This window comes from Roseibium aggregatum IAM 12614 (assembly GCF_000168975.1).
GTDB lineage: Bacteria > Pseudomonadota > Alphaproteobacteria > Rhizobiales > Stappiaceae > Roseibium > Roseibium aggregatum.
On the sequence record NZ_AAUW01000006.1, the window covers coordinates 88,010 to 102,566 of the forward strand.

General features: G+C 60.6%; 11 protein-coding genes. 7 read left to right on the forward strand and 4 right to left on the reverse strand.

The features are described 5' to 3' along the window. Positions 1-110 precede the first annotated feature (110 nt). The 4 genes from SIAM614_RS09585 (at position 111) to SIAM614_RS09600 (ending at position 5,978) form a co-directional block, all read left to right on the forward strand. Positions 111-977 (forward strand): alpha/beta hydrolase family esterase, encoded by an 867-nt coding sequence (locus tag SIAM614_RS09585; RefSeq protein ID WP_157139771.1) that lies wholly within the window; start codon positions 111-113, stop codon positions 975-977. A gap of 721 nt (positions 978-1,698) precedes the next feature. Next, positions 1,699-2,991: a CaiB/BaiF CoA transferase family protein gene (locus tag SIAM614_RS09590; protein WP_006934018.1), complete on the forward strand. Its 1,293-nt coding sequence runs from the start codon at positions 1,699-1,701 to the stop codon at positions 2,989-2,991. Next, complete coding sequence (locus SIAM614_RS09595; RefSeq protein WP_006934019.1) at positions 2,988-4,604, forward strand: thiamine pyrophosphate-binding protein; 1,617 nt, start codon at positions 2,988-2,990, stop codon at positions 4,602-4,604. Before SIAM614_RS09590 ends, SIAM614_RS09595 begins: the two co-directional genes overlap by 4 nt. 297 nt (positions 4,605-4,901) lie before the next feature. Next, positions 4,902-5,978 (forward strand): cache domain-containing protein, encoded by a 1,077-nt coding sequence (locus tag SIAM614_RS09600; RefSeq protein ID WP_006934020.1) that lies wholly within the window; start codon positions 4,902-4,904, stop codon positions 5,976-5,978. A gap of 12 nt (positions 5,979-5,990) precedes the next feature. On the opposite strand, the gene SIAM614_RS09605 is transcribed toward SIAM614_RS09600, so the two are convergent. From SIAM614_RS09605 to SIAM614_RS09615, 3 genes are all read right to left on the reverse strand, one after another. Continuing rightward, complete coding sequence (locus tag SIAM614_RS09605) at positions 5,991-7,970, reverse strand: glycosyltransferase family 2 protein (RefSeq protein ID WP_006934022.1); 1,980 nt, start codon at positions 7,968-7,970, stop codon at positions 5,991-5,993. A 1-nt stretch (position 7,971) separates the two neighbouring features. Further along, positions 7,972-9,165, reverse strand: a complete 1,194-nt coding sequence (locus SIAM614_RS09610) for an HlyD family secretion protein (protein WP_006934024.1) — start codon at positions 9,163-9,165, stop codon at positions 7,972-7,974. A 347-nt stretch (positions 9,166-9,512) separates the two neighbouring features. After that, the gene (locus SIAM614_RS09615) at positions 9,513-9,878 is read right to left on the reverse strand and encodes a winged helix-turn-helix transcriptional regulator (protein ID WP_006934026.1); all 366 of its coding nucleotides are present in this window, start codon (positions 9,876-9,878) and stop codon (positions 9,513-9,515) included. A gap of 47 nt (positions 9,879-9,925) precedes the next feature. On the opposite strand from SIAM614_RS09615, the gene SIAM614_RS09620 reads away from it, so the two are divergent. Next, the gene (locus tag SIAM614_RS09620; RefSeq protein ID WP_006934028.1) at positions 9,926-10,381 is read left to right on the forward strand and encodes a VOC family protein; all 456 of its coding nucleotides are present in this window, start codon (positions 9,926-9,928) and stop codon (positions 10,379-10,381) included. Between the two features lie 34 nt (positions 10,382-10,415). Here SIAM614_RS09620 and SIAM614_RS09625 read toward each other — a convergent pair whose 3' ends face one another. Next, positions 10,416-11,627, reverse strand: coding sequence for a hypothetical protein (locus SIAM614_RS09625; RefSeq protein WP_040439766.1), 1,212 nt, complete (start codon positions 11,625-11,627; stop codon positions 10,416-10,418). A gap of 260 nt (positions 11,628-11,887) precedes the next feature. Here SIAM614_RS09625 and panC point away from each other — a divergent pair, with 260 nt between their 5' ends. Together panC and panB are read left to right on the forward strand one after the other, a co-directional pair. Continuing rightward, positions 11,888-12,742, forward strand: coding sequence for a pantoate--beta-alanine ligase (gene panC / locus SIAM614_RS09630; RefSeq protein WP_157139772.1), 855 nt, complete (start codon positions 11,888-11,890; stop codon positions 12,740-12,742). A gap of 33 nt (positions 12,743-12,775) precedes the next feature. Then, on the forward strand, positions 12,776-13,585 hold the full coding sequence (gene panB / locus SIAM614_RS09635; protein WP_006934038.1) for a 3-methyl-2-oxobutanoate hydroxymethyltransferase: 810 nt from the start codon (positions 12,776-12,778) through the stop codon (positions 13,583-13,585). Positions 13,586-14,557: the final 972 nt, after the last annotated feature.

The window sequence follows — 14,557 nt, forward strand, 5'->3', positions numbered from 1 at the left end:
CCGCGCCCCTCTCGCCGATTTGTGAAGACATGCCGCTGGACAAATGCGGTTCGGAGAGCATCCTTACCGGCGCAGCGGGGCAGTGGGTTTTACCATGCAAGGAGCACTTCATGTCATTGGTGACAGTTACCGGTCTTTCCAGACGTTTCAGCCTGATGGCGGGCACCGTGGTTCTGGCCCTGGGTGCGTTCAGCGCGCCGTCTCAAGCGGCGGGAACCGCGGGCTGCGGCGGGGAAAAACCCTGCGACGTCGGGAACGGTGAATATTACATCCATCTGCCGGCCAACCAGCCGACCGACAAGCCAATGGGCGCGATCTTCTTTCTCCATGGCTATAAGGGCAAGGCGATCAATGAGATCCGTAACCAGAGCTTCCTTCAGATGGCGGATGACCTGGGGGTTGCCTTTGTTGCCGTCCAGGGCGTGAACGGCACCTGGTCCTTCCCGACCTCGCCGCGCAACCTGCGCGACGAACCGGCTTTCTTCGACACCGTCCTTCAGGATCTTGCCGACCGCTTCGGCATCGACCGAAGCCGCACGATGCTGTCCGGCTTTTCTGAAGGCGGATTCATGACCTGGTACACGGCCTGCGAGGAGTCGGGGTTGTTTGCCGGATACGCGCCCATCGCCGGTGCCTTCTGGGAGCCTCTGCCGCAATCCTGCGAGGCGGAAACGCCCTATCTGTTCCACGTTCACGGGACCTCGGACACCGTTGTGCCGCTGGAAGGGCGCTGGCTTGGTGAAGGAAAGTGGAAACAGGGTGATGTTTTCAAGAGCTTCGACGTCTGGCGCCGCCAGGATGGTCTCGCGGATACCGAGCCGAAGACCTACACCGACGGTAATCTCACCTGCGAGACCTGGCAGCCGAAAAAAGGCTTCCTGGAACTCTGCCTCCACGACGGCGGCCACAGCGTGCGGGCAAACTGGATCAAGCGCGCCTGGAATGAGCTCGCCGAGATGAAGGGCTGGTCGACGTAGGCAAGAACGAGGTGTGCGCCGTGGCCCAGGTGGATTTCAAGGCATCCAAGGTCAACAAACCTCTCGGGGATGGGGAACATCCATTTGATCTGCAGTCCCCTAAATATCGAGCCCTTCGTCACCCAAATTCTGGATCTCGGCTCCGCCCGGGATGACGACGGAGAGAATTGCGTACTTACACGTCGCCTGCCCACTCCACTTAAAGGAAACTAGAAAGGGCAAGCCGCAAGTCTCTTGCTCCTCTTTCCTCCGTCATTGCCGGACTTGATCCGGCAATCCATGCCGCTTCCTCACATCTCGTAAGGCAGTGAGTGGAGGAAGGGACACGGCATGGATGCCATGGTCAAGCCATGGCATGACGAACTGGCCAAGGGCACAAGAGGTGGTTGGATATTCATAGGGTTAGAAACTGACCTGCCGCAAGAAAACCCTCTCCGTCGTCCTCCCAGGCGAGTCACCGCGAGACCCGGGGCCTACTCGATTCCAGAGTTTCAATTGTCTCGCAACCGCTTCTCCTGGCAATTAGGTGCGTTGATCCCGACACTCCCTTTGCCCGGTCTGCGCCATTCCTCCACCTTTCAGACGTCCTTTTCCGAACGCCCCTTTTCCCAATTCTCTAACGAGAAAGTGAGGTGGCTTGTTCGAGGGGCTGGTGCTGGCTTGTTGACGGCGCCCACCGGCCTGTGGCCTTTACCGGAAAACGTCATTTCGAAGGTGAGCCTTGTCCCAGCTGTCCTCTGCCGCCCCCGGTGCCTTGTCTGGCCTTGTTGTCCTCGACCTTTCCCGCATTCTCGCCGGGCCGACCTGCACGCAGATTCTGGGCGATCTTGGTGCAGAAGTGATCAAGATCGAGCGGCCGGGCCGGGGCGACGACACGCGCGGCTGGGGACCGCCCTTCCTGAAGGACGGCGAGGGCAGGGAGACCGGCGAAAGTGCCTATTACCTTTCCTCCAACCGCAACAAGGCCTCCGTCGCAATCGACCTTGCCAGCCCCGAAGGGCAGCAGTTGATTGCCGATCTGGCGGCAAAGGCCGACATTCTGGTGGAGAATTTCAAGGTCGGCGATCTGAAGCGGCGCGGGCTTGACTACGACACGCTGAAAGCCCGCAACCCGCGCCTGATCTATTGTTCCATCACCGGCTTCGGGCAGACCGGCCCCTACGCACAGAGGGCCGGTTATGATTTCCTGATCCAGGGCATGGGCGGGATCATGTCGCTGACCGGCTTTCCGGATGAGGACGGCGGCACGGAAACCAAATGCGGCGTCGGCATCGCCGATGTCATGTGCGGCATGTATGCGACGGTCTCCATCCTCGCCGCGCTCAACCACCGCAACAGCACCGGCGAAGGCCAGTCCATCGACATTTCGCTGCTGGATGCGCAGGTCTCCTGGCTGATCAACCAGGGCGTCGCCTATCTCACCTCCGGCAAGGTGCCGGGACGGCTCGGCAATGGCCATCCGACCATAGTGCCTTACGAGACGTTTCCGGCCAGCGACCAGTCCTTCATTCTGGCGGTCGGCAACGACAGCCAGTTCGTCAAGTTCTGCAAGGTCGCCGGTGCGCCGGAACTGGCTGATGATCCGCTTTATGCCAAGAATGCCGACAGGGTGCGCAACCGCACGGAGCTGATCCCGAAGATCCGCCGCCTCACGATCAAAAAGACCGCGGCAGCGTGGATCGCCGAGCTTGAGGCCGCGGGCGTTCCCTGCGGCCCGGTGAACGATCTGGAACAGGTCTTTGCCGATCCGCAGGTGATGGCCCGACAAATGCGCATAACCCTGCCGCATCCGCTCGGTGGTGAAGTCGATCTGATCGGCTCGCCCATCAATCTGGAAAAGACGTCGGTTGCCTACCGCAGCGCGCCGCCACTTGTGGGGGCCGACACCACGGACGTTCTGACCCGTCATCTCGGCCTGAGCCAGGCCACCCTTTCCGAACTTGCCGGCAGAGGTGTTCTCGACCTCGGCCCAACCCCGCCAGACGCGGCGACTGAAGGACACAGCAGCAAATGACCACCGGTGCGGATATCATCGCAGGCAAGCTTCACGCGGCAGGCTGCCGTCACGCCTTCGGCATTCCGGGCGGCGAGGTTCTGGCCCTCATGCAGGCGCTGGACGAGGCCGGGCTGAATTTTGTCCTGGTGAAACACGAGAACGCGGGCGGCTTCATGGCCGAAGGCGGCTGGCATGCGGATGGTGCACCGGGCGTGCTTCTGGCAACGCTCGGGCCGGGTGCGGCCAATGCGGTCAACGTCGTTGCCAACGCCTGGCAGGACCGGGTGCCGCTGATCTTCCTTACCGGCTGTGTCGACCAGGGCGAAGCGGAAAGCTACACCCACCAGGTGTTTGATCATCAGCAATTGCTGCGGCCCATCGTCAAGGCCAGCTTCTCTGCCCGCCTCGGTGCACTGGACGTGATGATGGAAAAGGCGCTGGCCATCGCGCTCGACGGTCAGCCAGGCCCGGTGCATATCGACGTGCCGATCCGTGTGGCCGAGGGGGAAACACAGGAAGCCTGGAGCCGGGTGTTCCAGTCGTCTCCCGTTTCGACGGCTCCCGTATCCGGACCGGATCTCGACACCGCGCTGGAGCTTTTCAGGAATGCCGAACGGCCAATTGCGATTGCCGGAGTCGATGCCGTCAACGAAGCAGCCTCGGCGGCAATCACCGATTTCTGCGAAGCATTTCAGATCCCCCTCGTCACCAGCTACAAGGGCAAGGGGCTCCTGGACGAAAACAATCCGCTTGCCCTCGGCGGAGCTGGCCTGTCACCCAAGGCCGATGGGCTGCTGCTGCCACTGATCAACAAGAGCGACTGCATCTTGCTGCTCGGCTACGACCCCATCGAAATGCGCATCAACTGGCGTAATCCGTGGGATGCCGATGCCCCGGTGGTCGACATCACCCCGGTGCTGCGCACCCATGGCATGCACAGCGTGCGGTCAACGCTGCGCAGTGCCGTGCAGCCGGCGCTGGATCTTCTGGGTGCGGCACGCCAGCCGTCAAAACCATCCTGGCCGGCGGGAGAACCCATTACCGTTCGGGCAGAGCTCGACAAGGCCTTCGCACCGGAAGCTTCCGGCTGGGGGCCGGGCACGGTCTTCCACACACTGCGCGCGGCTTTGCCGGCTGACACGGTGGCTACCGCCGACAGCGGTGCTCACCGAATTCTCGTCAGCCAGATCTGGCGCTGCCCGATGCCGCGACAGATGCTGCAGTCCTCAGCCCTCTGCACCATGGGCTGCGCCGTCCCGCTGGCCATGGGCCACCGCGTTGTCGAAGGCGCGTCCCCTGTGATTGCCTTTGTCGGCGACGCAGGTCTGGAAATGTGCCTCGGCGAACTTTCCACCCTGCGTGACCTCAAGATCCCCGTCATCATCTGCGTGCTGGTCGACACCAGCCTGTCGCTGATCGAACTCAAGCAACGCTCCAGCCAGCGCCCGAATGTGGGGGTCGATTTCGGCGAAACCGACTTCCCGGCCGTCGCCAGGGCCTATGGTGGCCACGGGCTGTGGGTGGAGGACGCAGCGACACTGCACCGCGAGGCCGAAGATGCCTTGCACCGCGAAGGCTTCACCCTGCTGGCCTGCCGGATTGAACGGCGGGCGTATGATGGGGCGTTTTAGAACGGGGCAGACTGAAGGAGCTCCAGAAGAAGACATTTGCAGAATTGGCAGCCAGTTTGTGGACGGCACAGGTGGCGCAATTGTCTGATGCATCCATGTGTAGCGACGCTGCCATTACTACCTAGTTTGCGAGCCTCCATGATGGGTCGAAGTTTAATCAGTATGGTAAGAAACTCTTAACCATCGCGCCTGAAACAACCTGCCGCCTCGAGTTTCCCACCATCGGTGGTGGTGAGCGTCACCAAATTCCCCAATTCGCTGTGTCTGATTCATCTCCTGTGGGATGAGGAGTGACCGATGAGAGAAAAACATGCCAGGAGCGGCTACCCCTCTCTGGTGGTGGCCGTTTGCGGTTTTGTTGCCCTTGGAGGTGTGATTGCAGTGCTTACCGCCTGGTCGTTTGTCGGCCAGCGGCTGGAAGAGAGCCGAGATTCGGCACTTGCCGAAGCGGTGTCGGTCAGGGGCAACGGGGTTGCACTCGAATTTGCCCGGGAGCTTTACCAGGATTGGCGCAATCTTCGGGTTATTGCCGTGGATATGACCGGACGGGGGGAGACGGCCATCAGGACCGCCTTGGATATGGTTGTTGCCGGCGAGGAACGAATTTCCTGGGCTGGTCTTGCGTCGGTCGATGGAACGGTCCTGACGGCCTCGGCCAGCATGCTGGAAGGAACGGATGTTTCTTCCAGCCCCTGGTTCCGGAACGGGCTGGGAGGTGATTTCGCCGGGGATGTTCATCAGGCCGATGTGCCACCGGCTTCCGGAAATGATCTGCGGCGCTTTCTCGACATGGCAACACCTGTGACTGATGAGTTCGGGGAGGTCGAAGGGGTGCTGGCGTTCCACATCAATCATCAGTGGGTCGAGCAATATCTGGCAGAATCTGCGCATTCCATGGGACTGGAGGTCTATGTCATCGACCGGACAGGAAGCATCGTCGCAAGAACGGACGGTCTTTCCGACCCTATCGACAAGCTGCAGAGCTTCCGCTCTGCAATGACCGGAGCGTGGCAGACCAGGGCTGAGACATGGCCGGACGGCACAACTTACTTCACGACGGTGATACCAGACCTCGGCTATGCGGATCTGCCTGCATTCGGCTGGAGCATGATCGCGCGCGTCAGCAACACAGCGCATCCGATCGGCGATTTCACGAATGTGTTCATCGCCTACTTCGTAACCCTTGGCATCGTTCTGGCGGCCCTCACGACTTTGTTCATCCTGATTTTTGTTCGCCCTTTCCGCAGATTGGCAAACTCGGCCAGGGCAGTCATGCGCGGCGACGAGATCTACCCCTACGAGGCGAAGACAACGACTGAAGCGAACGTGCTGAGTGCGGCGGTCGCAAGACTGCAAAACGTGTTGCACCCGTGAAAGTGTGCCCCGTCAGCGGTGCGATGCCGACAGTCTTTTGGCCAGATCGCCAAGCAATGCACGGTAACGGGTCTTGGTGACACCCGGAGCCTCTCCCGTTGTATAGAAGCGGCGCAGCAAGGCTTCATGCTGTTCCGGTTTCGGCTCCAGCAGCAGGCGGGCGCCGTCGTCGCTCGGCAGCGTCACCACGGCATCGACGATGCCGACGCCCTCTATTTCGATCTTGACCGGCGCATCGTCATGCATGGCCGGTCCACGGATCCTGACAGAGTTTTGCGTAAGATCGATTATCCAGACACGGGTTCTGCCCTTGTCTGTATGAAGGATGGCTCGTTCGGGCTTGTCCTGGAAATGGATCTCGCGCCTTGGAAGTTCCACGCAGACAATCATCGTCACGCCGAGGACGATCAGGTTGTAGAACGTCCAGAACATGACAACGATCTTGCCGTCACCCGCATCGTTATACGCAAAGTAGTCGGAGATGATTCCGAGCAGCAAGCCGGCAACGGTCAGCCCGAAGAAGGTGCCAAAGAGCGCAATCAAGCGCCACTGGATGACCACACGGCTTCTGTCTCCACCTTTTGCGGTGACGGAAAAGGGATGTCCCTTCGGAAAGAACAGTCCCGTGATGGCAGCTCTGGTGATCGGCACGGCACCGAGGAGCTGGCTGATGTCGTTGACGACCGGAACCACCAGACCACCGGACACGAAGTTCAGGGTAATCAGGATCCAGAGGTAGTAGGTGCCGAAAAACCGCAGGACTTCCTGCAAGGTTGCATCGACAACCATGATGTTGAAGTACCAGTAGAGCAGCGGATAGACGAGGATGGCGATCCGGAACGGAAAGTTCGTTGTCCAGTAGAGAACGCTGTCGATCACGCTCCAGCGGTCGGCAAGGTGCAAACGATTTTGGGAAAAGGGGCCAAGCCGGCTGCGGGCAATCTGCATCATGCCGAGACACCATCTGGCGCGCTGGCTGATGTATTCCTTGAGCCCTTCCGGCGCGAGGCCTTCGGAAAGGGCTTCGTTCAGGTAGACAGAGGTGTAACCGGCGTCCTTCAGGCAGAGTGTCAGAAGGAAGTCTTCGGTGACACTTTCCGTCGAAAACCAGCCGATCTCCTTGAGTGCGCTCCACCGGATGACGGAGGAGGTTCCGCAGCAATAGGCTATGCCCCAGGCATCACGCGAGGGCTGCAGATAGTCGAAGAAAAAGCGCTGTTCGTCCGGATAGGACCGGCTGAGGCCGAGATTGTGCTGGATCGGATCGGCGTTGAAGAAATGTTGCGGTGTCTGAACCAGTCCAACCTTGTCGTCCTTCAGGAGGGCGACCGTTCTTTTTAGGAAATTGCTGTGCGGCACGAAGTCTGCATCGAGAACGGCAATGAAGGCGGGCTCCGGACCTTCCGCGGCCATTTGCCGGAGCGCATGGTTCATGTTGCCGGCCTTGGCTCCCGTGTGCTCGGACCGCCTGACATAGGTAACGCCTCGCGAAGCACAGTAATTCTTCAGCCAGTCGCGCCCGCTGTCATCAAGCACATGAACGCTGAAATCCGGGTAATCGAGGGCAAGTGCCCCTACGATGGTCCGTTCCAGAATGTCCCGCTCTTCGTTGTAGGTGGGAATGAGAACGGCCACCTTCGGTGCGGGCTCCGGTTCCCACCAGTCCTGCTGCCTGCTCGCCTCCTGCCTGCGGTCGCGATGTCTCGACAGGATAAGAAATGCACTGAGCGACGACAGGCATGCGGAGCACTCGATGGCGAAGAACGACCAGCTTGCCAGACAGTCCAGGGTCAGGTCCAACGGCGCAAGCGTGTAAGCGGCGCGCCAATAAAGATATCGCGCGGTCAGCACGGCACAGGCTGCAAAGAGCAATGCCCTGTGCCAGGTCTTCTCCCGGGAGAGCAGCAAAGGCACAAGCATCCCGAATGCCAGCACCAGATTGAGCTGCACGATGCTGGAGATAGTGTCACTGAGATAGACGACCGGGAACATTTCAGAGCCAGAGGTTGCGCAGGAAATCGAGCGGTCTTGCTTCGAAGAAAACTCGGCCCGTTCGCCCGATGGCACAGGCAAGTGCCGGGTCTTCGCGGATCGTGGGCACAAGAAGCGTCACGTCAAAGCGCTGCAGGTGCCGCTCGCTGGGCGCAACCGCAAGGTTCCTGTAAATCGTCTCTGCCCCGGAACCGGCCAGGCGCGTGATCGTACCGTCCAGAACCTTCTGGTCGTTGCTCACGCGAAACTTGGCAAGGTCACCGATCTTGAGACGGTTATAGACAGATTCCGCGACGCTTAAGGTGACGATCGCGGAGGAGCAATTCACCAGGCGCATCAGGGGCTCGCCTCGTTCAACCGTCTCGCCGTTCGCAGCCAGAACTTCCCAGATGGTTCCGTTGACGTTCGAAATGAGCTTCGAGGACGTCATCCGGTTCACTCTGAGCCGCTCGACATTAATGCGATTGTCTAGCGCCTCTGCCTTTGCTTTTTCCGCGGTGAGCAAGGCTTGTTTCTCGGACTGGTCGAGTGTCAGTTCCGAGATGCGTTGTTCGGAATAGGGTGCGTCATTGTACCCATCGCCGAGAAACGTTCCGTTCCGGGCCGCCTGCAGTTCGATTTCGACGACGGCCGCCCTCTGGCGCGCCCCTTCCAGATCCTGAGCTGCAACCCGCTGCGTCGCCCTGATCCGCTCGAAGGACGCCGAAGGTTCCAACCCGCGGTCGGTCAGTTGTTTTGAGCGTTTGAAAGCTGCCTCTGCTTCATCCCCCCTTGCTTCGGCGGCGCCAATTTCGAACGTCAGGGCACGCAGCTCCGCTTCGAGCTGCAGGATCCGCTGCCGCTGGTAGCGTTCCGATTTCGCCTTTAGATCGCTTACGGACTGTTCGATCGCGGCGATCATGTTGGTCAGCCGCTCGACCTCCGCTTTCGCAAAGGCCTTCTGGCGGATCAATTCATAGAGGTGGATGTTGTCGACGAGGGGATCATTGATCGACCCGAGTTGTTCGCCTTCTGTGACGGAAGATCCGAGAAGCCTGTGTTCCAGCGTCAGGCGGCCTGCTGTTGGTGCCCGAACCGTGGTAAGCCTGGCATTGATGACGGCGTCTGCACTTGTGCCTGACAGATGTTCGCCTGCAATGACAAACCCCGCGGTGATGATGACCAGGCCTGCAAGCAACAATCTCAGAATCCGCATCGGACCTCTCAAGTGAGCCTATCGAGAATGAATGCCCCCAAGCGCAGACTCCCGTATCGCGCTCTACGTGTAAAGTCAGCTTTTGGTTTTCATCGGTGAGCCAGAAGTTTTCGACAAAATACCAGCGTATTCAATCAAGAATCATACCTCCTGAAACTCAATCTGTAATTGTATCTTGGGATGTAGCCGGCGCGATCCTGTCCCGGATATTTGTTGATCAGGCCTGGCCTGGTCCGTGACAGACATCTGTGTGCGCCAGACGAGGCGCGTGATGTTGATGCCCCCGCAGCGTTGCAGAGGGCAGCGCATTTCAGACGCTTGTTTATGGCGTTCGCGTTTAGGGACCGTCAGCCGGCCCGGGCAGAATTCCAGGCCGCAAGATCCCGCAGGATGGGCACCAGCGCCAGGCCATCGCGCGACAGGCAATAGGCTGTTGCAACATCGGCCGATCGCGACACCAGTCCGTCCTTTTCAAGTTCGCGCAACGCCCGGACGAGGACACGGCGGCTTGCAAATTCAAGGCGGCGCTGAATATCCGGCAGAGCGCGCGCCCTCTCGGACAGGGCAATCAGGATCGAGGCTTTCCATTGTCCGCTCACCGTCTGGAGGCCAGCAGCAAGATCGCACCAGCCATGAAGGTTACCGCGGTTTCGCTGCTGGATCGTCGACCAGGTCCGGTGGCTTGCTGTGTCAAAATTGTCAGACTGGTTCATGCGCGGGAAGCTCCGATAGATGTCTCCCGAAACATGGAGATCAACCGATGTCAGAACAAGTTTTCACTGGCTTTCACCACTTTGCAATCCGCTCGCCTGACCTGCAGCGGTCCGTCTCGTTTTATGAAGAAATCGGTTTCCGCCAGGTGCACGATTGGACATTGCCGGACTATGGCATTGACCGCGCGGTGATGATGCAGGCACCCGACGGGAAAAGCTGGATCGAACTGTTCGATCTGCAGGCCGGGATCCCGATGCAAGGCGTCGGTGCGCAAAACGGTCAAGAGGTTTCGACGGGTGCACTCGCGCACCTTTGCCTGAGCGTGACTGATCTTGACCAGGCTTGCACTCGGATTGTTGAAGCAGGTGCCAGGCATCTCAACGGTCCCGAAGCACTGACCCTTGGCCAACCCGAAGTCCGGGTTCGAAACGCAATTTTCGAAGGGCCGGCCGGCGAGGTCATTGAACTCTTGCAGACCGTTCGCTTCCCCGGCGACCGCTAGGCTTGGGGGAGATGTCGGGAGATCGCGTGGCCCGTTAATCCCGCCCCATGTCCCAGGCGGTGAGCTGGTCAACAGCGCGTTTGGGGCCAAGGGTCAGGCGGTAGAAGTCGAACAAGCCCGGACGCACCGAAGCGAAAAAATAATTGAAGTGAAGCGCGAAGAAGCGAAAGCGCAGGTGTCGGAACCTGTCTGCGGTCATCCTGTCGGGAATGCACACGCTGAACCGTCTTGGCTCCGGGAGAGCTTCGCTTGGCCCGGCCGGCCGGGCATAACGCGCCACTGGTGGGGTGCGGCCACCGCAGAGCGGGTCGTGGGGGCCGTAAAGATCCGTCCAGTCGACACCGGACCGTGCCACCGCCGTCATGGCCTCTCCAAAACCGCCGTCCGGCCCAAAGCCGCCCAGGCAATCGAACGCAGGTCCCAACGTGACAAAAGCGAAGCCGCCGGGGCGCCGGACGATGTCCGGTTGCCGGCGCAGAACCGCGGCAAGAATATAGATCGCCACGAAGGTGCCACAGCTATGAGACACGAACACCAGGTCCGTGTCGTCGTCCGCTTCGGAGGCTGCGGCAACGATCAGGTCTGCGCTTTCCTCTATGCGGGCAAGCATCTCCGGGTGATCGTTGCGGGCGAGCCGGGCCATGAAGTGCCAGCTGTTGACCAGGTACCGGAAATAGGACTTTGGCTCCAGCCAGGTCATGAGCAGATAAACCGCGACCAGCCACGCCGCGCTGCCTCCCAGCAACACGGACCAGGCGATTTCGTCTGCTTGGTCCTCCCGGACTGCCGCGCCCACATTGCGCAGAATGACCGGCGCCAGAAGAATGGGTGGCAGCAGGCTGGTCAGGAAATAGAGAATAAGACCTACCGGGGGATATAGACAGAAGACCCCGTGCGCCCAGTTGCTTCTCAATGCGGCCCGATATCCGCCTGCCTGCGCGACCAACATGAAAGACCGGAGCGCATCCAAAACCGTCCGCAGCCAGGAGCGTTGAAAATCGGGTTTGATGACATCCCGCCAGCCGATTTGCACGAACCTCGTGTCGACGTGGGCCTCGGGCCAGTCAACATGCCCGCTCCAGCTGGAGGTGGTGCCGCCAGGCTCGAGACCTTCCTTCAGCTCGGACAAGGCTCCGTCCACCAGCCGAACTTTCAGGAAGGTGTTGAACTCCTTTCGGAGCAACGCGAAGCAGTAACGCGCCGGGCGCAAATCATAGCCGGGAAAATAGAGGACGAGCCGCTTCACATGCGTCTTGATAAGTCACTCCCCCAGGTGCCGCGCCTTTGCCTTTGGCCTGTCTTCGAAAGCCGGTTCTTCTTCTGGCGCTGTCGTGGCGCAAGTCTATGTCGTCTTCCTCACGCGGATCTACCTTGTAATAATAGACAGTAACGGGGCCTGCAAACTCTCTGTCCCTTTGTACACTGGACATTCCTCTCACCGTCATTATGCTGCACCCGCGAAAAGAAACCCCGGTCGGGAAACGGGGTCGCGGGAGGATGAGAACGATGATCATCTGCCGGACGAAGGCGGAGATACGCGAAGCCGTGCGAGGCTGGAAACGCGCGGGTGAAACCGTCGGGGTGGTGCCGACAATGGGCTATTTGCATGAGGGCCATCTCGGCCTCGTGCGCATGGCGCGGCAAAAGGCGGAGCGCGTGGTTGCCACCATTTTCGTCAACCCCACCCAGTTTGGCCCCAATGAGGATCTGTCGACCTATCCGCGTGATGAAGCGCGCGATCTTGCGCTGCTGGAGGCGGAAGGCACCGACGCCGTGTTTCTGCCGAGCGTTGAGGAAATGTACGGTGCCGGTGGCGACACCTTTGTCGAGGTTCCGGGCCTCTCCGCCATTTTGCAGGGCGCTCTCAGGCCCGGTCATTTCCGGGGTGTGTCTACGGTCGTCACCAAGCTTTTCAACATCGTCACGCCGGATTTCGCCGTCTTCGGCGAGAAGGATTATCAGCAGCTCACCTTGATCAGGCAGATGGTTCGCGATCTCGACATGCCGCTGGAAATCGTGCCGCACAAGACGGTGCGCGAGGATGACGGGCTGGCAATGTCGTCGCGCAACGTTCGCCTGACGGCGGAGCACCGGGCCGAGGCTGTCCAGCTCAGCCGGTCGCTCAGCGCTGCCGAGGAACTCGCGAAATCGGCCCCTGCAATTTCGGTGCTGGAAGCCGCTGTCCGAAAAAGCCTTGGCGAAGCCCCCTCCGGAAAGGTGGAAAGCGTCGACATCCGCGACGCAGAAACCCTTGAAGAGCTTTCCGGCACCCTCGACCGCCCGGCTGTCGTGCTGCTGGCCGTGCGCTTTGGCACCGTTCTCCTGATCGACCAGCGGGTGATTGCACCCGCCGCCCGATAATCCGTCTCAAGCCCCTTATCGAAAGGACGCCGCATGAGCACCCAGAAACCCGTCCGCCGCATCACGGCCCCGCAGATCACCCGTCGCAAGGGCGGTGATCCCATCGTCTCGCTGACCTCCTATCACGCGCATACGGCGGCCATCGTCGACAAATACGCTGATTTCATCCTGGTGGGTGACAGCCTCGGTATGGTCATGCACGGCATGGAATCCACTGTTGGTGTCTCGCTGGAACTGATGATCATGCACGGCAAGGCCGTGGTACGCGGCACCAGCCGGGCGCTGGTGGTGGTCGACATGCCCTTCGGCACCTATGAGGAAAGCCCGTCGGTGGCCTTCCGCAACGCCGCCCGCGTGATGAAGGAAACCCAATGCGGTGCGGTGAAGCTGGAGGGCGGCGCCCGCATGGCCGAGACCATCCACTTCCTGACCGAACGCGGCATTCCGGTGATGGCCCACATCGGCCTGACGCCGCAATCGGTCAACGTCATGGGCGGGTTCAAGACACAAGGGCGCGACGAGGAGAGCTGGGCGAGCCACGAGGAAGACGCAAAGGCCGTTGCCGAGGCGGGGGCCTTCGCCCTGGTTCTGGAAGGCATGGTCGAGCCGCTGGCGGCAAAAATCACCAGACAGATCGCGATCCCGACCATCGGCATCGGCGCGTCGGCCGAATGCGATGGTCAGATCCTGGTTCTGGAAGACATGCTCGGCCTCAACCCGACGCCACCGAAATTCGTCAAGGTCTATGGCAATCTCGGTGGCCAGATCGAGGCAGCGGTGAAGGCCTATTCGGAAGAGGTCAAGGACCGCAGCTTCCCCGGTGAGAGCGAAGTGTACCGGTAGGGGCCAGTTTCTCACCTCTCGGCTTGTCATCCCGGACGCAGTGAAACGGAGATCCGGGACCGGGGCGCCCGTGCCTTGCCTTTTGAACGCGTGCCCACGCCGTCCGCCGGTGGCTCTCCGATCCCGGCTCGCGCTGACGCTTGGCCGGGATGACGATGGGGAGGGTTTGCCATGGTGTGTCACGAAATATTTGGCCGCGTGACTTCTCACCTCTCGGCTTGTCATCCCGGACGCAGTGAAACGGAGATCCGGGACCGGGGCGCCCGTGCCTTGCCTTTTGAACGCGTGCCCACACCGACCGCCGGTGGCTCTCCGATCCCGGCTCGCGCTGACGCTTGGCCGGGATGACGATGGGGAGGGTTTGCCATGGTGTGTCACGAAATATTTGGCCGCGTGATTTCTCACCTCTCGGCTTGTCATCCCGGACGCAGTGAAACGGAGATCCGGGACCGGAGCGCCCGTGCCTTGCCTTTTGAACGCGTCCCAACGCCGTCCGCCGGTGGCTCTCCGATCCCGGCTCGCGCTGACGCTTGGCCGGGATGACGATGGGGAGGGTTTGCCATGGTGTGTCACGAAATATTTGGCCGCGTGACTTCTCACCTCTTGGCTTGTCATCCCGGACGCAGTGAAACGGAGATCCGGGACCGGAACGCCCGTGCCTTACCTTTTGAACGCGTCCCAACGCCGTCCGCCGGTGGCTCTCCGATCCCGGCTCGCGCTGACGCTTGGCCGGGATGACGATGGGGAGGGTTTGCCATGGTGTGTCACGAAATATTTGGCCGCGTGACTTCTCACCTCTTGGCTTGTCATCCCGGACGCAGTGAAACGGAGATCCGGGACCGGAACGCCCGTGCCTTACCTTTTGAACGCGTCCCAACGCCGTCCGCCGGTGGCTCTCCGATCCCGGTTCGCGCTGACGCTTGGCCGGGATGACGATGGGGAGGGTTTGCCATGGTGTGTCACGAAATATTT